This is a genomic window from Streptomyces sp. TLI_55 (assembly GCF_900206255.1).
Classification (GTDB): Bacteria; Actinomycetota; Actinomycetes; order Streptomycetales; family Streptomycetaceae; genus Streptomyces; species Streptomyces aquilus.
Genome location: NZ_OAOJ01000001.1, coordinates 7,538,723 through 7,556,414 on the forward strand (window position 1 = coordinate 7,538,723; position 17,692 = coordinate 7,556,414).

Here is a 17,692-nt window from a genome sequence, read left to right on the forward strand (position 1 = left end):
GCACCTCCAGGGGTCGGGCGGGGACGAGCAGGGGTCGTTGGGAGATCCAACGGTATAGGCGAGGTCGTGGGGATGTCCAATGATTTTCGTTGGGATGGCCTATGAATTTCTTGCTAGGCTGCGACCATGTCCGAAGCGCCCCTCGCCGAGATCCGCTCCCTCCCCAGCTGGCTGCTCGGCCGGGCCGCCGCCCGGGGCCGCGCCCTGGTCGCCGACGAGCTGGCGGCCGAGGGGATCAAGATGTGGCACCACGTGGTGCTCTCCGCCGTCCGCGACCTCGCCCCCGTGGCCCAGGCCGACATCGGCCGCGCCGTCGGACTCGACCCGAAGGACCTGGTGGGCGTCCTCAACGACCTCCAGGCCGAGGAACTCGTCGTCCGCGACCTCGATCCGCGCGACCGCCGCAAGAACGCGGTCTCGCTCACGGATGCGGGCGCGCGGCTGCTGAAGCGCTGTGAGAAGGCCGCCCGGAAGGCCAACGACGAACTGCTGGCCCCGCTGTCACCGGCCGAACGCGACCATTTCATGGGCTTGTTGATCCGGATTTCCGGTACAGAGGGCTGACGGCGGATAACGTTCCGTCATGACCGCACCCCTCGCGCTCGACCCCGCGCGCAGCGCCCTCGTCCTCGTCGATCTGATGGACCGGATCGTCGCGCTGCCCCTGGAGCCCCGCAAGGGCACCGAAGTCCTCGGCACCGCCCAGGAGTTGGCGACCGCCTTCCGCTCGGCGGGCGCCCATGTCGTCCTCGTCCGCGTGGAGCGCCCCGGCGTCCCCGAACAGCCGCCCGGCAGCGCGCTGGTGGCCGGTCTGGCCGGGGACGGCGACATCGAGGTCGTGAAGCGCACCCTCGGCGGCTTCCAGGGCACCGACCTGGACGAGCGGCTGCGCGCACGGGGTGTCACCACCCTCGTGTTCGGCGGCATCGCCACCAACCTGGGCGTGGAGTCCACGGCCCGGGCCGCCGGGGACCTCGGCTACGACCTGGTCTTCGTCGAGGACGCGATGGCGGCGCTCACGGCGGCGGAGCACGACGCGTCGGTACGGCTGGACTTCCCCCGCCTCGGCACGGTGGTGCACTCGGCGGAGGTCCACTTCACGGCGTCCTGACCGCCCCGCTCACCCCTGGGCCGACGCGGCCTGGAGGGCGATGCGCTCCTCGCCCGCGTACACGTTCATGGACCGGCCCCGCAGGAACCCCACCAGCGTCAGCCCCGTCTCCGCGGCCAGGTCCACGGCCAGCGAGGACGGGGCGGAGACCGCCGCCAGCACCGGGATGCCCGCCATCACGGCCTTCTGCGCCAGTTCGAAGGAGGCCCGCCCGGACACCAGCAGGATCGCCTGCGACAACGGCAGGGCGCCGCTCTGCAACGCCCGCCCCACCAGCTTGTCGACCGCGTTGTGCCGCCCGACGTCCTCCCGGATGTCCAGCAGCTCCCCCTCACCGCTGAACAGCGCGGCGGCGTGCAGACCCCCGGTCCGGTCGAAGACCCGCTGTGCCGCGCGCAACCGGTCGGGGAGGCTCGCGAGCAGTTCGGGGTCGACCCGGACCGGGGGAGTGTCGGAGATGGGCCAGCGCGCCGTGGTCCGCACCGCGTCCAGGCTGGCCTTGCCGCACAGCCCGCAGGACGAGGTCGTGTACACGTTCCGTTCGAGGGTGATGTCCGGGATCTTGACGCCTGGCGTGGTGCGTACGTCGACCACGTTGTAGGTGTTGGAGCCGTCGACCGTGGCGCCCGCGCAGTACACGATGTTCTGGAGGTCGCCCTGCTCGGCCAGGACCCCCTCGCTGACGAGGAACCCCGCGGCCAGCGCGAAGTCGTCGCCGGGGGTGCGCATGGTGATCGCGAGCGGTTTGCCGTTGAGCCGGATCTCCAGGGGCTCCTCGGCGACGAGCGTGTCGGGCCGGGTGGAGACCGCCCCGTCGCGGATGCGGATCACCTTGCGTCGTTCCGTGACTCGTCCCATGGCTGATCAGTCCCGGTTCTGTATGTACTGGTCGTGCGGGGAAATGGCGTTCACGATCTCATTGTCCTGCACGCGCGGCTGCGGATGTGCCCGGTGGGTGTCGGCTCATGCGGCGGTCTGGTGGGCGAGGAGGTCGCTGAGGGCGTGGATGGTGGTGAGGGTGGGTGTGGGGGTGTGGGTGAGGGTGGCGAGTTCGAGGACGGCGGTGAGGAGGACGTCGAGTTCGAGAGGTTTGCCGGCTTCGAGGTCCTGGAGGGTGCTGGTGCGGTGGTCGCCGACCTTTTCGGCGCCGGCGAGGCGGCGTTCGATGGTGATGTCGGGGTGGCAGTCGAGGGCGGCGGCGACTGCGAGCGTTTCCTCCATCATTTGTTGGATGACGTGACGGGTGCCGTGGTGGTGGCACATCTGGCGCATGGTGGCGCGGGCGAGGGCGCTGATGGGGTTGAAGGAGATGTTGCCCAGCAGCTTGAGCCAGATGTCGTTGCGGAGGTCGGGTTCGACGGGGCATTTCAACTGGCCGGCCTGCATGGCCTCGCTGAAGTCCTTGCACCGGGGGGAGAGGCTGCGGTCGGGTTCGCCGATGGAGAAGCGGGTGCCTTCCAAGTGCCGTACCACTCCCGGGGCTTCGAGCTCGGTGGCGGCGTAGACCACGCATCCGATGGCCCGCTCCGGGGCGAGCACCGCACTGACCGCCCCGTCGGGATCGACGCTCTCCAGCCGGCGGCCGTCGTGGGGTCCGCCGTGCTGATGGAAGTACCACCAGGGGATGCCGTTCTGGGCGGCGATCACAGCGGTCGTGTCGTGGAGAAGGGGCTCGATGAGCGGCCCGCACGCCGCGTACGAGGTGGCCTTCAGCCCCAGGAAGACGTAGTCGACCGGGCCGATCTCCGCCGGGTCGTCGGTGGCGTGCGCCTTCGCGGTGAAGTCACCGCGCGGAGAGAGGACTTGGACGCCGTGTCGCCTCATGGCCGCGAGGTGCGGTCCACGGGCTATCAAGTGCACGTCGGCGCCTGCGCGGTGCAGGGCGGCGCCGACGTAGGCACCGATGGCTCCGGCGCCGAGGACTGCGACTTTCATGCTGGGCGAGCTCCGTTCGGTCGAGGGTGTACCGCGGAACCGTCGAATCATGTCGACGACATATTGTCTACAGTATGTAAGTCGGGGCGGCAAGGGTTCGCGGGGCAGAGCGGCAAGGGTTCGCGTGGCAGTCGGCCGCTGTCGACCGCGCCCGGGACCCGGGTGGGCCGACCGTTCGGCGCGCCCCGCATACCGCTCATCGCATACGGTCGACGTGCCGCCTTCTCAACTCCCGCGCAGCTCCCTACTGTCCGGGATCATGAGTCCCCCTGTCGCACCGGCCGGCTGGAGCCGCTGGCTCGTTCCCCCCGCCGCCCTCTCCGTCCACCTCTCCATCGGCCAGGCCTACGCCTGGTCCGTGTTCAAGCCGCCTCTGGAGTCCGCGCTCGGTCTGAGCGGCACCCAGAGCGCCCTGCCCTTCCAGCTCGGCATCGTCATGCTCGGCCTGTCCGCCGCCTTCGGCGGCACGCTCGTGGAGCGCAACGGGCCGCGCTGGGCCATGACCGTCGCGCTGATCTGCTTCTCCTCCGGGTTCCTGCTCTCCGCGCTGGGCGCGGCCACCGAGCAGTACTGGCTGATCGTCCTCGGCTACGGCTTCGTCGGCGGCATAGGCCTCGGCATCGGCTACATCTCGCCCGTCTCCACCCTGATCAAGTGGTTCCCGGACCGGCCCGGCATGGCCACCGGCATCGCCATCATGGGCTTCGGCGGCGGCGCGCTGATCGCCTCGCCGTGGTCGGCGCAGATGCTGGAGTCGTTCGGCTCCGACAGCTCCGGGATCGCGCTGGCGTTCCTCGTGCACGGGCTGTCGTACGCCGTCTTCATGACGCTCGGCGTGCTGCTCGTCCGCGTGCCGCGTACCGAGAAGCCGGTGGAGGGGGCGCCGAGCGCGCTCTCCGGGCCGCAGGTCTCGGCGCGCAGTGCCGTGCGCACCCCGCAGTTCTGGTGTCTGTGGGTCGTGCTCTGCATGAACGTGACCGCGGGCATCGGCATCCTGGAGAAGGCCGCTCCGATGATCACGGACTTCTTCAAGGACAGTTCGACAACGGTGTCAGCGTCCGCCGCGGCCGGTTTCGTCGCGCTGCTGTCGGCGGCCAACATGGCCGGCCGGATCGGCTGGTCGTCCACCTCGGACCTGATCGGCCGCAAGAACATCTACCGCCTCTACCTGGGTGCGGGCGCGCTGATGTACCTGCTCATCGCGCTGGTCGGCGACTCGTCCAAGCCGGTGTTCGTGCTCTGCGCGCTGGTGATCCTGTCCTTCTACGGCGGTGGCTTCGCCACGATCCCCGCCTATCTGAAGGACCTCTTCGGGACGTACCAGGTCGGCGCCATCCATGGGCGGCTGCTCACCGCCTGGTCCACGGCCGGTGTGCTCGGGCCGCTGATCGTGAACTGGATCGCCGACCGGCAGGAGGAGGCCGGCAAGAGCGGTTCCTCCCTCTACACCCTGTCCCTGTTCATCATGATCGGGCTGCTGGCGGTCGGCTTCGTCGCCAACGAGCTGGTCCGGCCCGTCCACTCCCGTCACCACATCCCCGCACCGAGGGAGGCCGCCGATGTCGCAGAACGACAGCAGTCCGCAGAGTCCGCCTGACCGGCGGCCACTGATCGCCTTCGCCTGGCTGTGGGTGGGGGCGCCGCTCGCCTACGGGGTGTACGAGCTCGTGCAGAAGGCGACGCAGCTGTTCACCGGGTGACTGTTCGGTAGGTGTTCGGGCGTCCGAGGGCCTGACGGAAGCCGACAACCCGGGCGCCCGATTCCTGTCGCCTTACCTGACGCCGTACCGGTGAGTCACTCACCAGACTGGTGGATCCCGCTACCCAAGGCTAACGAGGGGGACCCCCCATGAACGGCTCGCGTATCGCCGCCGTCGGTCACTATCAGCCCGCCAAGGTGCTCACCAACGAGGACCTGGCGGGCATGGTGGACACCAGTGACGAGTGGATCAGGAGCCGGGTGGGCATCCGTACGCGGCACATCGCCGGGCCCGACGAGCCCGTCGACGAGCTGGCCGCGCATGCCGCCGCCAAGGCCCTCGCCGCCGCCGGGCTCGTGCCCGGTGACATCGACCTGGTCCTGGTCGCCACGTCGACGGCCGTCGACCGGTCCCCGAACATGGCCGCCCGGGTCGCCGCCCGGCTCGGCATCCCCTCGCCGGCCGCGATGGACGTCAACGTGGTGTGCGCGGGCTTCACCCACGCGCTCGCCACCGCCGACCATACCGTGCGGGCCGGGGCGGCGACGCGGGCACTCGTCATCGGCGCCGACAAGATGTCCGAGGTCACCGACTGGACCGACCGCACCACCTGTGTGCTCGTCGGGGACGGCGCGGGGGCCGCGGTCGTCGAGGCGTGCCCGCCGGGCGAGGGGGCCGGTATCGGGCCGGTGCTGTGGGGGTCGGTGCCGGAGATGGGGCACGCGGTGCGCATCGAGGGGCAGCCCGCGCGGTTCGCGCAGGAGGGGCAGAGCGTGTACCGGTGGGCGACCACCCAGCTGCCGCCGATCGCCCGCAAGGCCTGCGAGAAGGCGGGGCTCGCGCCCGAGGATCTCGCCGGGGTCGTGCTGCACCAGGCCAATCTGCGGATCATCGAGCCCCTCGCCCAGAAGATCGGCGCCGTCAACGCGGTCGTGGCCCGCGATGTGGCCGAGTCCGGCAACACGTCGGCGGCCAGCATTCCGCTCGCCTTCTCCAAGCTGGTCGAGCAGGGGGCGCTGTCCTCCGGGGACCCGGTGCTGCTGTTCGGGTTCGGGGGGAACCTGTCGTACGCGGGGCAGGTTGTGCGGTGCCCGTGACGTGGTGCCGGTGAATGGGAGCCCAGGACAGGGCGGGACGCGCCGTAGACTGTAGACGAAAACCAATTCATACTGGCTTTCGGCTGCAAGTGCCCGCGCTGCCCGGAGGGACGGACCGATGTTGTCGACGACTGGCCTGCCACAGGGTGCGGTGCCCAAGCTCGAACGTCCCGGCCCGCTGCGCGACCGGGTCTACGAGGCGCTCCTCGAACTCATCACCACCCGTGCTCTCCAGCCCGGCCAGCATCTGGTCGAGAGCGAGCTCGCCGGGCATCTGGGGGTCTCACGTCAGCCGGTGCGCGAGGCGTTGCAGCGGCTGAACACGGAGGGGTGGGTGGATCTGCGGCCCGCCCAGGGTGCGTTCGTGCACGAGCCCACCGAGGAGGAGGCCGACCAACTCCTCACCGTACGCACGCTGTTGGAGGCCGAGGCGGCCCGGCTCGCCGCGGTCAACGCGGACAGTGCCGGTGTCGCGGTCCTGCGGGACATCCTGGCGGAGGGCCTGGCGGCCGTCGCCGCGGACGACGTGGACGCGGCCGTCGCCCTCAACGCCCGTTTCCACGCCACGGTCATGCGGCTGGCGGGCAACGCGGTCCTGGCGGAGCTGGCGGCCCAGGTCGACCGGCGGGTGCGCTGGTACTACACGCCGGTGGCGCGGCAGCGCGGCCGGCAGTCCTGGATCGAGCACCGGGACCTGATCGCCGCGATCGAGACGCGGGACGAGGCGCTGGCGACCCGCCTCATGCGCGAACACACGGAGCACACCCGCCGCTCGTATCACGCCCGAGCCAAGTCCTAGGCGTCAGGCGGGAGTTGGGCCGACCCTCACGCCTACCCCCACCGACTCCCCAGCCGTCACTCAGGGGTCGACACGGCCCTCACCCCTACCCGCGCCACCTCCCGCCCCTTGTCGCTCCACCGTGCCTCCACCGCCAGCATCGTCACCAACACCGCCACCAGGGCGAGGAGTTCGACCGCCGCCGAGGTCCGCATGCCCAGCAGGGTCGCCGCCAGGGCCACCGGCGCGGCCGTCGCGCGGAAGCGGACGGGATGCAGGCGCAGGGTCGCGCGGAAGGCCACGTCGCCGGCGAGGAAGAGGGCGACGCCGCCCGCGAGGGCCAACGCCGGGCCGGTGTGGAGGTGTTCGGTGAGATGGCCGAGGGTCTTCTTCACGCCCGCCGCGAGGAAGGCGATACCGAGCAGCATCGGCAGGAAGGCGTAGTAGTACGCGTTCATCGCCAGCCGGAAACGGGCCGCCGCGGGCGTGGCGCGGAACACCTCCTCGGCCCGTTCCTCGTCCCGCACGAAGTACGTCCACCACAGCGCGGTCGCCAGCGCGAGGGCCAGGAACGCGCCGCCGAACAGGCTTGCCGTGAGCGGCAGATCGCCGATGCCGATGCCGATCGCGATGACGGACTCGCCGAACGCGACGATGAGCAGCAGCCCGTGCCGCTCCACGAAGTGCGCGGGGTTGAGGCTGCCGAGCTGGGCGCGCAGCGCCTCGGGAGTGCGGCCGTCCGCCCGGCCCGGACCGCGCTCGGCGATGTACGGCGTCACGAACTGCAGGGCCAGCGCGAGAACCCACAGCCCGTCCGCGGCCAGGCCGTCCAGCAGGCCCGCGACCGTCACCGAGACGCCGGCGAGCGCGTTCGGGACGCCGTACCAGATCGAGTCCCGGCCGTGGCTGCGGGTGTAGAGCGCGGTGTGCACGACGACCACCAGCAGGAAGCCGAGCCCGAAGACCACGCCGGTGTCGTCGAAGACGCGGGGGACCGCCAGCGCGCAGACCATGAACCCGCCCATGCCGAGCATGAGCCCCAGCCGCCGTGACGGGCGGTCCGGCGGGACCTGGTTGGTGAGGTACGCGTAGGCGCCGTACATCCAGAACAGCACGAGGAAGATGAGCGCGACGCGTGCGGCCGTGGCGAAGGACAGGTTGCCGGCGAGCAGCACGGTGAGCTGGGTGAGGGTGAAGACGAAGACGAGGTCGAAGAAGAGCTCGAGCGTCGTGACCCTGCGGTCCGGTTCCTCCACTGCGGAGTTCATGTGGTCCCCCTGTGTTGGCGATGATCAGATCGTATGAGGGGCGCGGAGTCGGGCTGTACCAGGCGACCCGACATCCCCTCTTTGTCCTGTGAGTGGAAGAAGTCGACGGCAATTCGTGCACAGCTTCTTCCCAGGTACGGCAGCCGCTGCTACGTTCCCCTCGAAAGCACGACGGCAGTCGGCCGGTCGAGGCGGGGAGGGGCATGTGAGACGTATGACGGCACGTCCCGCCAACACGCATCAGGCTCGGCTGCTGAAGCTGCTGCGCGACGGGGGTCCCAACTCCCGGGCGCAGCTGGGCGATCTGGTCGACCTGTCGCGGTCCAAGCTGGCCGTGGAGGTGGACCGGCTGCTGGAGACGGGCCTGGTCGTGGCCGACGGACTCGCCGCCTCGCGCGGTGGCCGCCGCTCCCACAACATCCGGCTCAACCCGGGGCTGCGCTTCCTCGGGGTCGACATCGGCGCGACCTCGGTCGACGTCGCCGTCACCAACGCCGAACTGGAGATCCTGGGCCATCTCAACCAGCCCATGGACGTCCGTGAAGGCCCGGTCGCCGTGTTCGAGCAAGTCCTGTCCATGGCCGCCAAGTTGAAGGCCACCGGGCTCGCGGAAGGCTTCGACGGCGCCGGCATCGGTGTTCCGGGGCCGGTCCGATTTCCCGAGGGTGTGCCGGTGGCGCCGCCGATCATGCCGGGCTGGGACGGCTTCCCGGTGCGGGAGGCGCTCAGTCAGGAGCTGGGCTGTCCGGTGATGGTCGACAACGACGTGAACCTGATGGCGATGGGGGAGCAGCACGCGGGTGTGGCCCGTTCCGTGGGTGACTTCCTGTGCGTGAAGATCGGTACCGGTATCGGCTGCGGCATCGTGGTGGGCGGGGGTGTCCACCGGGGTGTCACCGGCAGCGCGGGCGACATCGGGCACATCCAGGCGGTGCCCGACGGGCGGCCCTGCGCCTGCGGCAACCGGGGCTGCCTGGAAGCCCACTTCAGCGGAGCGGCCCTCGCCCGGGACGCCGTGGAGGCGGCCCAGCAGGGGCGGTCGGCGGAACTCGCCGGCCGGCTGGAGGCCAACGGCACCCTCACCGCCGTCGACGTGGCCGCGGCGGCCGCCGCCGGTGACGCCACCGCCCTCGACCTGATCCGCGAGGGCGGCAATCACACCGGCCAGGTCATCGCCGGCCTGGTCAGCTTCTTCAACCCCGGCCTGGTGGTGATCGGCGGAGGCGTGACCGGCCTCGGCCACACCCTGCTGGCCGCGATCCGCACCCAGGTCTACCGCCAATCGCTGCCGCTGGCGACCGGCAACCTGCCCATCGTTCTGGGGGAGTTGGGCCCCACCGCCGGAGTCATCGGCGCGGCCCGGCTGATCAGCGACCACCTGTTCTCACCCGCGTAACCCAGCACGCCTCGCGTCACTACTCACCTCGTCACGCGTCATTCCCGTACGACTCGCTGCTTCGCCCTGCCCTCGCACCCGCTGCTTCGCCCTGCCCTGAAACCGGCCCGCACGCCCGCCAAGGGGACCCGCATGGCACCAGAACCTCCGCTGCTCAGCATGTCCGGCATCACCAAGTCCTTCCCCGGAGTCCGCGCCCTCGACGGTGTCGACCTCGACGTCCAGGCCGGTGAAGTGCACTGCCTCCTCGGTCAGAACGGGGCCGGGAAGTCCACCCTCATCAAGGTGCTGGCCGGCGCCCACCAGCCCGACGACGGCGTGATCAGCTGGCGCGGCGAGCCGGTCACCCTGCGCTCGCCCATCGCCGCCATGCGCCTCGGCATCGCCACCATCTACCAGGAACTCGACCTGGTGGAGCATCTGTCCGTGGCCGAGAACGTCCACCTCGGCCATGAACCGACGGCCGCCGGCTTCGTCGTACGGCGAAGGAGCGCGCGGGCCTCGACCGCCCAGCTCCTGAAGCGGCTCGGGCACGCGGAGATCGAACCGGGGCGCCTGGTCGGCGAGTTGTCGGCGGCCCAGCAGCAGATCGTCTCCATGGCGCGGGCCCTCTCCCACGACGTACGGCTCATCGTCATGGACGAGCCGTCCGCCGCCCTCGACCCGGACGAGGTCGACAACCTCTTCCGCATCGTCGGCGACCTCACCGCGGACGGCGTCGCCGTCGTCTACATCTCCCACCGGCTGGAGGAGATCCGGCGCATCGGCGACCGGGTGACCGTGCTGAAGGACGGCCGCGCCGTCGCGGGCGGACTGCCTGCGAAGACGACGCCGACCAGCGAGGTCGTGGCGCTGATGACCGGCCGCAACGTCGAGTACGTCTTCCCGGCCCGGCCCACCGCCGCCCCCGAGGGCACCCCGGTCCTGGAGGTGCGCGGGCTCGCCCGGGAGGGTGAGTTCGAGCCGCTCGACCTCACCGTGCACCCCGGGGAGATCGTCGGACTCGCCGGACTGGTCGGCTCGGGGCGGTCCGAGATCCTGGAGACGATCTACGGGGCGCGGAAGCCCTTGTCCGGTCAAGTGAGCGTCGACGGACGGCCGTTGAAGACCGGCAGTGTGCGTGCCGCCGTCCGCGCCGGACTCGGGCTCGCCCCCGAGGAACGCAAGGCGCAGGCCCTGCTGATGCTGGAGTCCGTCACCCGCAATGTCTCGGTCTCCTCCATGTCCCGCTTCTCGCGCGGCGGTTGGCTCGACCGGAGCGCCGAGCGGGGCGCGGCCCGGGCCGCCACCCGGGAACTGTCGCTGCGGCCCGACAACCCCGCCGTGCCGGTGCGCACCCTGTCCGGCGGCAACCAGCAGAAGGCCGTCCTGGCCCGCTGGCTGCTGCGCGGCTGCAAGGTCCTGCTGCTCGACGAGCCGACCCGGGGCGTCGACGTCGGCGCCCGCGCCGAGCTGTACGCGGTGATCCGCCGCCTCGCCGACGAGGGTCTGGCCGTGCTGCTGGTCTCCAGCGAGGTCCCCGAGGTGCTCGGCCTCGCCGACCGCGTCCTGGTGCTGCGCGAGGGGCGCGTCGTCCACACCGCCCCCGCCCGCGAGCTCGACGAACACCGCGTACTCGACCTCGTCATGGAAGGAAGTCCGGCGTCATGACGCAGCATGCCTCCCCGCCCCGGGACGACACCGGCAAGGTGCCGTCGGCCGGTCAACCCGCCGTCTGGCGCGGCCTGTTCGCCCACGCCGACGTCCGTACCCTGTCCCTCCTCGGGGTGCTCGCCGCGCTGATCCTGGTCGGCGGCATCACCAAGCCGGACGAGTTCCTCGACACCCGCAACCTCCAACTCGTCCTCACCCAGGCCTCCGTGATCGGCGTCGTCACCGTCGGCATGACCTTCGTGATCATGTCGGGCGGCATCGACCTGTCCGTCGGCGCGATCGTCGCCCTCGCCTCCGTGTGGGCCACCACGGTCGCCACCCAGGAGTACGGCTTCGGCGGCATCCTTCTCACCGCCGTGCTCGTCGGCCTCGGTTGCGGCCTGGTCAACGGACTGCTCATCGCGTACGGCGGGATGGTTCCGTTCATCGCCACCCTGGCCATGCTCGCCTCGGCGCGCGGCCTCGCCCTCCAGATCACCGACGGCAAGACCCAGATCGTGACCGTCGACTCCGTCCTCGACCTCGGGCTGCGCGACGCGTACGTGCTCGGCGTCCCACCGCTCGTCATGGTCTTCGCCGTCGTCACCGTCATCGGCTGGCTGGTCCTCAACCGCACCACCTTCGGCCGCCGCACGGTCGCCGTCGGCGGCAACGCGGAGGCGGCACGTCTGGCGGGCATCGACGTCCGGCGCCAGCGCCTCTACCTCTATCTGCTGTCGGGGCTGTGCTGCGGTATCGCCGCTTTCCTGCTGATCATCCTCTCCGGCTCCGGCCAGAACACCAACGGCAACCTCTACGAGCTCGACGCGATCGCCGCCGCGATCATCGGCGGCACGCTGCTCAGCGGCGGCCGCGGCACCATCACCGGCTCCGTGCTCGGGGTCCTGATCTTCACCACGATCACCAACATCTTCGCCCTGAACAACCTGCAGAGCGACGTCCAGCAGATCGCCAAGGGCGCGATCATCGTCGCCGCCGTGCTGGTCCAGCGCCGTACCGCAAGCACGACCTGAGGAAAGGGTTCACCGCCATGACACAGCTCCCCACACGCAGAGGACTGCTCTTCGGGGCCGCCGCCGTATCCGCGGGTGCCGTCCTCGCAGGTTGCACGAGTAACGACTCCGGCGACGAACCGGCCGCGAACGACCAGCCGGCCGCCGACGACAAGCCCGGCAAGGCCGTCACCATCGGCTTCGCCGGCCCGCAGGCCGACCACGGCTGGCTCAACGCCATCAACGACAACGCCAAGAGCCGGGCGAAGAAGTACTCCGACGTGACGCTGGAGATCACCGAGGGGTCCAACGACACCGCCGCACAGATCGGCCAGATCGAGACCCTCATCAACAAGAAGGTCGACGTCCTGGTGATCCTGCCCGCCGACGGCAAGGCCCTCACCCAGGTCGGCCTGAAGGCGATGCGGGCCGGGATACCCGTCATCAACCTCGACCGCATCTTCAACTCCCCGCAGGCCTACCGCTGCTGGATCGGCGGCGACAACTACGGCATGGGCCTCAACGCCGGGAACTACATCGGCGAGAAGCTCAAGGGGAAGTCGGACGCCCGGGTGATCGAGCTGGCCGGCCTGGACAACCTGGAGCTCACCCAGCAGCGCACCAAGGGCTTCGACGACGCCCTGAAGAACTACCCCAACGTCAAGAAGGTGGCCCGCCAGGCGGCGGAGTTCACGGTGGAGTCCGGGCAGGCCAAGATGGCCCAACTCCTTCAGGCCCAGTCGAAGTTCGACGCCCTGTGGAACCACGACGACGACCAGGGCGTGGGCGCGCTGCGGGCCATCGAACAGGCCGGGCGCGACGACTTCCTGATGGTCGGCGGCGCGGGCGCCCTGTCCGCCTTCCAGGCCATCAAGAAGGACGACGGCGTCCTCAAGGCGACCGTTCTGTACCCGCCGACCATGGCCGCCTCCGCGATCGACCTCGCCCGCGCCCTCGGCCAGAGCAAGGGTGTCGGCGGCCTCGCCGAGTTCGAGATTCCGGCGTCGATCACTCTCTACTCGGCCGTCGTCGACAAGACCAACGTCGACCAGTACATGTCCACCGGCTTCAAGTGAGCCGCTCCGCCCGGCGGACCGGACGACTCCGCCGGGCGGACCGCACCCCCCACCGCGCCACGACGACGAGGAGGACATTGCGCATGGCACAGCCGCAGCAGTCAGAAGGAGAGGGCGCCGGCAAGCCGCCGCTCCGCGTGGGCATGGTCGGCTACGCCTTCATGGGCGCCGCCCATTCCCAGGGCTGGCGCACCGCGGGACGCGTCTTCGACCTGCCCCGGCAGCCGGTCCTGTCCGCGATCTGCGGGCGCGACCCGGACGCCGTGCGGGCGGCGGCCGACCGACACGGCTGGGCGGCGGCCGAGACCGACTGGCGTGCGCTGATCGCCCGCGACGACGTCGACCTCGTCGACATCTGCACCCCCGGCGACAGCCACGCCGAGATCGCCGTCGCCGCCCTCGCCGCGGGCAAGCACGTGCTGTGCGAGAAGCCCCTGGCGAACTCCGTCGAGGAGGCCGAGGCCATGGCGCGGGCGGCCGAAGAAGCCTATGAGCGCGGCCAGTTGGCGATGGTCGGCTTCAACTACCGCCGGGTGCCTGCCACCGCGCTCGCCCGGAACATGATCGCCGAGGGTCGCGTCGGAAAGCTGCGGCACGTGCGGGTGGCGTACCTCCAGGACTGGCTCGTGGACCCGGAGTTCCCGCTCACCTGGCGGCTGCGCAAGGAGTACGCCGGCTCCGGCGCGCTCGGCGACCTCGGCGCCCACATCATCGACCTCGCCCAGTACCTGGCGGGGGAGCGGCTGGCCGGGGTGTCCGCGATGACGGAGACCTTCGTACCCGAACGGCCCCTGCCGGCCGGCGCAGTGAAGGGCCTGTCGGCCGTGTCGGCCGGCGGCACCGCCCCGGTCACCGTCGACGACGCCGCCCTGTTCACCGCCCGCTTCGCCTCCGGTGCCCTCGCCACCTTCGAGGCCACCCGCTACGCCACCGGCCGCAAGAACGCCCTGCGCATCGAACTCAACGGTGACAAAGGCGCGTTGGCGTTCGACCTGGAACGCCTCAACGAGCTCTCGTACCACGACGGCACCGAGCCCGGCGCGCGCGCCGGCTTCCGCCGCATCCTCGTCACCGAGCCCGACCACCCCTACCTGGAGGGCTGGTGGCCGCCGGGCCACGGTCTCGGCTACGAGCACAGCTTCGTCCACCAGGCCCGCGACCTCGTCCACGCCGTCGCCGAGGGCCGCCGCCCCGACCCGTCCTTCGCGGACGGCCTCCAGGTGCAGCGGGTGCTCGCCGCCGTGGAGGAGAGCGCGCAGAAGAACTCCGTCTACACGCCCATCGCCGTCTGAGGAGGGTTTTCCCCTATGCCGCGCCAGTTCACGCTCTTCACCGGTCAGTGGGCGGACCTCCCCCTGGAGGAGGTCTGCCGGCTGGCCCGCGACTTCGGCTACGACGGTCTCGAACTCGCCTGCTGGGGCGATCACTTCGAGGTCGACAAGGCGCTCGCCGATCCGGGCTATGTGAAGTCCCGTCACCAACTCCTCGAAAAGTACGGTCTGAAGTGCTGGGCGATCTCCAACCACCTGGTCGGCCAGGCGGTCTGCGACGCCATCATCGACGAACGGCACCAGGCGATCCTGCCGGGCGAGATCTGGGGCGACGGGGACGCGGAGGGGGTGCGGCAGCGGGCGGCGGCCCGGATCGCGGACACCGCGCGGGCCGCGGCCGCGTTCGGGGTGGACACGGTGATCGGGTTCACCGGGTCGGCGATCTGGCATCTGGTGGCGATGTTCCCGCCCGCGCCGGAGGCGATGATCGAGCGCGGCTACGAGGACTTCGCCACCCGCTGGAACCCGATCCTGGACGTCTTCGACGCCGAGGGCGTGCGCTTCGCCCACGAGGTGCATCCCAGCGAGATCGCCTACGACTACTGGACCACCCGGCGCGCCCTGGAAGCCGTCGATCACCGGCCGGCGTTCGGGCTGAACTTCGACCCCTCGCACTTCGTGTGGCAGGACCTGGACCCGGTCGGCTTCCTGTACGACTTCCGCGACCGGATCTACCACGTCGACTGCAAGGAGGCCCGCAAGCGCCTCGACGGCCGCAACGGTCGGCTGGGCTCGCATCTGCCGTGGGGCGATCCGCGCCGCGGCTGGGACTTCGTCTCGGCCGGACACGGCGACGTGCCGTGGGAGGACGTGTTCCGGATGCTGCGCTCGATCGGCTACGGCGGGCCGATCTCGGTGGAGTGGGAGGACGCCGGCATGGACCGCCTCCAGGGCGCCCCGGAAGCGCTGCGCAGCCTCAAGGCGTACGACTTCGAGCCTCCGACCACCTCCTTCGACGCCGCCTTCGGCAACTGACCCTCTGTCAACTCCTTCCCGGATGACGGCGCATCCCGGCGCACCCGCACCCGCCCGTACAACCGGCCTTGTTCTGGAGGCATTTCGTGCCCGGGAATCCCCGCACCACCAGATCCGAGACCCATGGAAGACGCTTCACCTCTCGCCGGGCGCTGGCGTTCCTGAGCGGCGCCCTGCTGATGAGCGCGTCCCTCACGCTCACCGCCCCGCAGGCCGGCGCAGCCGTCGCCGAGCCCGCGCCGTCCTCGGTGGCCGCCGAGGACTTCCAGCAGGCCACCCTCGCCAAGGGGGAACCGGAGGTCGGCGAGCCCATGTCGCTCGCCGTCCTCCCGGACCGCTCGGTCCTGCACACCTCGCGCGTCCTCGGCCACGACAGCCACGGCCACCCGGTCACCTCCGCCCACGGCTGCACCGGCACCATCCAGACCAGCGCCGACGGTGGCCATGACGAGGACGCCAACATCTTCGGCGTGCTGGACGCCGAGTACACCGACGGCGGAGGCGGCGGCCAGGCCGCCCTCACCACCCACGACCAGAGCGTGCTCCAGCCCCGGCACCGCCAGGCCGAGCACTTCGGCACCAGCAGCGGCGTCTCGGTGATCGCCAAGTCCGCGGCGCACGGCGGCAACACCGTCGGCGACATCGACACCGGCGACTGGATCGCGTTCACGCCGTACGTGCTGAGCGACGCCAAGTCCGTCACGGCACGCATCTCGTCCGGTGGCGCGGGCGGCACGCTCGAAGTCCGTGCGGGGTCCTCGACCGGCACCCTGCTCGGCACGGCGACCGTGCCCGTGACCGGCGGCTGGGAGAACTTCCAGGACGTCACCGCCGATCTGTCCCGAGCACCCCGCGGCACGACCTCGCTCTACCTCGTCTTCAAGGGCGGCACCGGAAACGGCGCCCTGTTCGACGTGGACGACTTCACCTTCACCACCGGCTGAGAGGAGGAACACGCGATGCGCGCAACCACACGTACAGCGACCGCAGTTGCGGGGGCCGCGGTGCTCCTGGGCTGTGTTTCCGGCCCGGCCGCCTCACAGGGCGGCGACGACGGCAAGCGAGTCCTGGTCTTCTCCAAGACGGCCGGTTTCCGGCACGACTCCATCCCCGAAGGCATAGCGGCCGTGCGGCAGCTCGGCGAGAGCAACGGTTTCACCGTCGACGCCACCGAGGACGCCGCCGCCTTCACCTCCCGCAACCTGCGCCGCTACGACGCGGTCGTCTTCCTGTCCACCACCGGCGACGTCCTCGACGCCGCCCAACAGACCGCCTTCGAGGGCTACATCCGGCACGGCGGCGGCTACGTCGGCATCCACGCCGCCGCCGACACCGAGTACGACTGGGCGTTCTACGGCGGGCTCGCCGGCGCCTACTTCCAGTCGCACCCGGCGATCCAGCCCGCGACGGTCACCGTCGAGGACCGCGCCCACCCGGCCACCTCGGGCCTGGCACGGACCTGGAACCGGACCGACGAGTGGTACAACTACCGCTCCAACCCCCGGGAGAAGGCCCACGTCCTCGCCTCCCTCGACGAGTCCTCGTACACCGGCGGCACCATGAACGGCGACCATCCGATCGCCTGGTGCCAGACCTACCAAGGCGGACGCGCCTTCTACACCGGCGGCGGGCACATCAAGGAGTCGTACGCGGACCCACTGTTCCGCCAGCACCTGGCAGGCGGGATCCGCTACGCGATCGGCGACGCCCAGGCGGACTGCCGACCGGAGAACGGCTATCGACCACTCTTCGACGGCACCACTTTGGAGGGGTGGCAGCAGGCGGGCCCGGGCTCCTTCACCCTCTCCGACGACGGCACCCTCACCTCCTCGGGCGGGATGGGGATGCTCTGGTACGCCGCGGCGGGCTTCTCGTCGTACTCCCTGAAGATCGACTGGAAGATGGCCGGCGACGACAACTCCGGTGTGTTCGTGGGCTTCCCGCCCTCGGACGACCCGTGGTCCGCCGTGAACAACGGCTACGAGATCCAGATCGACGCCACCGATGTACCCGAGAAGACCACGGGCTCCGTCTACGGCTTCCGCTCCGCCGACCTCAAGAAGCGCGACCGCGCGCTGAACCCGCCGGGGGAGTGGAACACGTACGAGATCCGCGTGGAGGGCGAACGGCTCCGCGTCTGGCTCAACGGCGTGAAGATCAACGATTTCACCAACACCGACCCGGCCCGGAGCCTGCGTGACGGCCACATCGGCATCCAGAACCACGGAGCCGACGACCAGGTGTCCTTCCGGAACATCCGGATCAAGGAGCTGCCCGTGAAGGCCTCGACCTCACAGGGCGACTGAGCGGCGGCGGGCGGGGGACGCCGGACCCCCGCCCGCCGTCTATCCACTCCCCAACAGGGCCTTCCTGCCCGGGA

Annotated in this window: 16 protein-coding genes and 1 pseudogene; 14 read left to right on the top strand and 3 right to left on the bottom strand. The window is 70.6% G+C overall.

Annotation, left to right across the window (positions count from 1 at the left end; genetic code table 11):
* The first annotated feature begins 126 nt into the window (after positions 1–126).
* Together CRP56_RS34515 and CRP56_RS34520 are read left to right on the top strand one after the other, a co-directional pair.
* Positions 127–564: a MarR family winged helix-turn-helix transcriptional regulator gene (locus CRP56_RS34515; RefSeq protein WP_097270738.1), complete on the top strand. Its 438-nt coding sequence runs from the start codon at positions 127–129 to the stop codon at positions 562–564.
* Between the two features lie 19 nt (positions 565–583).
* Positions 584–1,111, top strand: a complete 528-nt coding sequence (locus CRP56_RS34520; protein WP_097270740.1) for an isochorismatase family protein — start codon at positions 584–586, stop codon at positions 1,109–1,111.
* 9 nt (positions 1,112–1,120) lie between these two features.
* On the opposite strand, the gene fdhD is transcribed toward CRP56_RS34520, so the two are convergent.
* Both fdhD and CRP56_RS34530 read right to left on the bottom strand, forming a co-directional pair.
* Positions 1,121–1,969, bottom strand: a complete 849-nt coding sequence (gene fdhD / locus CRP56_RS34525; protein WP_097270742.1) for a formate dehydrogenase accessory sulfurtransferase FdhD — start codon at positions 1,967–1,969, stop codon at positions 1,121–1,123.
* A 105-nt stretch (positions 1,970–2,074) separates the two neighbouring features.
* Positions 2,075–3,046, bottom strand: a complete 972-nt coding sequence (locus CRP56_RS34530; RefSeq protein ID WP_097270744.1) for a 2-dehydropantoate 2-reductase — start codon at positions 3,044–3,046, stop codon at positions 2,075–2,077.
* 259 nt (positions 3,047–3,305) lie between these two features.
* On the opposite strand from CRP56_RS34530, the gene CRP56_RS34535 reads away from it, so the two are divergent.
* From CRP56_RS34535 to CRP56_RS34545, 4 genes are all read left to right on the top strand, one after another.
* On the top strand, positions 3,306–4,643 hold the full coding sequence (locus CRP56_RS34535; protein ID WP_097270746.1) for an OFA family MFS transporter: 1,338 nt from the start codon (positions 3,306–3,308) through the stop codon (positions 4,641–4,643).
* Positions 4,606–4,746: an MFS transporter small subunit gene (locus tag CRP56_RS47775; protein WP_165951368.1), complete on the top strand. Its 141-nt coding sequence runs from the start codon at positions 4,606–4,608 to the stop codon at positions 4,744–4,746. Before CRP56_RS34535 ends, CRP56_RS47775 begins: the two co-directional genes overlap by 38 nt.
* A 149-nt stretch (positions 4,747–4,895) precedes the next feature.
* Complete coding sequence (locus CRP56_RS34540) at positions 4,896–5,843, top strand: beta-ketoacyl-ACP synthase III (RefSeq protein ID WP_097270748.1); 948 nt, start codon at positions 4,896–4,898, stop codon at positions 5,841–5,843.
* Positions 5,844–5,964: 121 nt separating this feature from the next.
* On the top strand, positions 5,965–6,642 hold the full coding sequence (locus CRP56_RS34545) for a GntR family transcriptional regulator (protein WP_373559773.1): 678 nt from the start codon (positions 5,965–5,967) through the stop codon (positions 6,640–6,642).
* Positions 6,643–6,698: 56 nt separating this feature from the next.
* Here CRP56_RS34545 and CRP56_RS34550 read toward each other — a convergent pair whose 3' ends face one another.
* Positions 6,699–7,889, bottom strand: coding sequence for a low temperature requirement protein A (locus tag CRP56_RS34550; RefSeq protein ID WP_097270753.1), 1,191 nt, complete (start codon positions 7,887–7,889; stop codon positions 6,699–6,701).
* 214 nt (positions 7,890–8,103) lie between these two features.
* On the opposite strand from CRP56_RS34550, the gene CRP56_RS34555 reads away from it, so the two are divergent.
* The 8 genes and pseudogenes from CRP56_RS34555 to CRP56_RS34590 all read left to right on the top strand — a co-directional run bounded on the left by CRP56_RS34555 (position 8,104) and on the right by CRP56_RS34590 (position 17,618).
* Positions 8,104–9,285 (top strand): ROK family transcriptional regulator, encoded by a 1,182-nt coding sequence (locus CRP56_RS34555; protein ID WP_097270755.1) that lies wholly within the window; start codon positions 8,104–8,106, stop codon positions 9,283–9,285.
* Between the two features lie 132 nt (positions 9,286–9,417).
* Entirely contained in the window at positions 9,418–10,935 is a 1,518-nt protein-coding gene (locus CRP56_RS34560) for a sugar ABC transporter ATP-binding protein (RefSeq protein ID WP_097270756.1), read from the top strand.
* A complete protein-coding gene (locus CRP56_RS34565) occupies positions 10,932–11,951 on the top strand; it encodes an ABC transporter permease (RefSeq protein WP_097270759.1) in 1,020 nt (339 codons plus the stop codon). The genes CRP56_RS34560 and CRP56_RS34565 overlap by 4 nt, the downstream gene beginning before the upstream one ends.
* Positions 11,952–11,968: 17 nt before the next feature.
* Positions 11,969–13,006, top strand: a complete 1,038-nt coding sequence (locus CRP56_RS34570) for a substrate-binding domain-containing protein (RefSeq protein ID WP_097270761.1) — start codon at positions 11,969–11,971, stop codon at positions 13,004–13,006.
* Between the two features lie 83 nt (positions 13,007–13,089).
* The gene (locus CRP56_RS34575; RefSeq protein WP_097270763.1) at positions 13,090–14,298 is read left to right on the top strand and encodes a Gfo/Idh/MocA family protein; all 1,209 of its coding nucleotides are present in this window, start codon (positions 13,090–13,092) and stop codon (positions 14,296–14,298) included.
* Positions 14,299–14,313: 15 nt separating this feature from the next.
* On the top strand, positions 14,314–15,312 hold the full coding sequence (locus tag CRP56_RS34580) for a sugar phosphate isomerase/epimerase family protein (RefSeq protein ID WP_097270765.1): 999 nt from the start codon (positions 14,314–14,316) through the stop codon (positions 15,310–15,312).
* Positions 15,313–15,671: 359 nt separating this feature from the next.
* Positions 15,672–16,256, top strand: a pseudogene (locus CRP56_RS34585) (carbohydrate-binding protein); the annotation flags it as partial.
* Between the two features lie 15 nt (positions 16,257–16,271).
* Positions 16,272–17,618, top strand: coding sequence for a ThuA domain-containing protein (locus tag CRP56_RS34590; RefSeq protein WP_097270767.1), 1,347 nt, complete (start codon positions 16,272–16,274; stop codon positions 17,616–17,618).
* Positions 17,619–17,692 lie beyond the last annotated feature (74 nt).

Bases quoted from the DNA above. Each gene is read 5' to 3' on its own strand.
- CRP56_RS34555 (WP_097270755.1), top strand. From the start codon at position 8,104: ATGACGGCACGTCCCGCCAACACGCATCAGGCTCGGCTGCTGAAGCTG.
- CRP56_RS34515 (WP_097270738.1), top strand. From the start codon at position 127: ATGTCCGAAGCGCCCCTCGCCGAGATCCGCTCCCTCCCCAGCTGGCTG.
- CRP56_RS47775 (WP_165951368.1), top strand. From the start codon at position 4,606: ATGTCGCAGAACGACAGCAGTCCGCAGAGTCCGCCTGACCGGCGGCCA.
- CRP56_RS34540 (WP_097270748.1), top strand. From the start codon at position 4,896: ATGAACGGCTCGCGTATCGCCGCCGTCGGTCACTATCAGCCCGCCAAG.
- CRP56_RS34520 (WP_097270740.1), top strand. From the start codon at position 584: ATGACCGCACCCCTCGCGCTCGACCCCGCGCGCAGCGCCCTCGTCCTC.
- fdhD (WP_097270742.1), bottom strand. From the start codon at position 1,969: ATGGGACGAGTCACGGAACGACGCAAGGTGATCCGCATCCGCGACGGG.
- CRP56_RS34560 (WP_097270756.1), top strand. From the start codon at position 9,418: ATGGCACCAGAACCTCCGCTGCTCAGCATGTCCGGCATCACCAAGTCC.
- CRP56_RS34565 (WP_097270759.1), top strand. From the start codon at position 10,932: ATGACGCAGCATGCCTCCCCGCCCCGGGACGACACCGGCAAGGTGCCG.
- CRP56_RS34550 (WP_097270753.1), bottom strand. From the start codon at position 7,889: ATGAACTCCGCAGTGGAGGAACCGGACCGCAGGGTCACGACGCTCGAG.
- CRP56_RS34530 (WP_097270744.1), bottom strand. From the start codon at position 3,046: ATGAAAGTCGCAGTCCTCGGCGCCGGAGCCATCGGTGCCTACGTCGGC.
- CRP56_RS34535 (WP_097270746.1), top strand. From the start codon at position 3,306: ATGAGTCCCCCTGTCGCACCGGCCGGCTGGAGCCGCTGGCTCGTTCCC.
- CRP56_RS34590 (WP_097270767.1), top strand. From the start codon at position 16,272: ATGCGCGCAACCACACGTACAGCGACCGCAGTTGCGGGGGCCGCGGTG.
- CRP56_RS34575 (WP_097270763.1), top strand. From the start codon at position 13,090: ATGGCACAGCCGCAGCAGTCAGAAGGAGAGGGCGCCGGCAAGCCGCCG.
- CRP56_RS34580 (WP_097270765.1), top strand. From the start codon at position 14,314: ATGCCGCGCCAGTTCACGCTCTTCACCGGTCAGTGGGCGGACCTCCCC.
- CRP56_RS34570 (WP_097270761.1), top strand. From the start codon at position 11,969: ATGACACAGCTCCCCACACGCAGAGGACTGCTCTTCGGGGCCGCCGCC.